This is a genomic window from Rhizobium sp. RAF56 (assembly GCF_052113965.1).
Classification (GTDB): domain Bacteria; phylum Pseudomonadota; class Alphaproteobacteria; order Rhizobiales; family Rhizobiaceae; genus Rhizobium.
Genome location: NZ_JBFRDU010000126.1, coordinates 1 through 794, shown reverse-complemented (window position 1 = coordinate 794; position 794 = coordinate 1). Strand labels below are relative to the sequence as shown.

Sequence of the window (794 nt, the reverse complement as noted above, 5' to 3'; positions counted from 1 at the left end):
AGCCCGGCTCGGCAATGTCACGCTCCAGATCATTCGGGACTGGGTCATGCGCTTCAACGAACGGGGTCCCCAGGGGCTGATCGACGGCAAGGCTCCCGGTCAGCAGTCGAGGTTGAACGATCAGCAGCGTGCGGCCTTGGTGCAGGCCATCGAGCGTGGGCCGACACCCTATCTTGACGGCGTTGTTCGCTGGCGTCTGTGCGATTTGGCTCAATGGCTTTGGGAAGAGTTCCGCGTTTCTGTGAGCGAGCAAACACTGAGCCGCGAGGTCCGAGCCATGGGTTATCGCAAGCTTGCTGCAAGGCCCAAACATCACGCGCAAGACCCTCAAGCCATCGAGGATTTTAAAAAAGTTTCCCCGCCGCAGTGGCAGAAATCGCCGCCGGAGCAGCGCGAGGAAAAAGAATAGAGATTTGGTTCGAGGATGAGGCCCGTATCGGGCAGAAGAACAAGATCACGCGCCGCTGGGCCAGGCGGGGAACGCGGCCTTCCGCGCCGCATGATCAACGCACAAGATCGGCCTATATCTTCGGTGCCATCTGCCCGAAGCTTGGCAAGGCGGCAGCTCTCGTCATGCCGTGGTGCGACACCCACGCGATGACGCAGCACCTGGCGGAAATCGCCCGCCATGTTGACGAGGATGCGCACGCCATCCTCATCATGGATCAGGCAGGCTGGCACATGTCCAATCATCTCGTCGTGCCTGAAAACATCACCATCCTGCCACTCCCGCCGAAATCGCCGGAGCTAAACCCCGTTGAAAACCTCTGGCACTTCATGCGCGAAAACTGGCT

At 59.9% G+C, this 794-nt stretch carries 1 pseudogene; it reads left to right on the top strand.

The window, feature by feature from the left end:
* A pseudogene (locus AB4048_RS28880) lies at positions 1–794 on the top strand (IS630 family transposase); the annotation flags it as partial.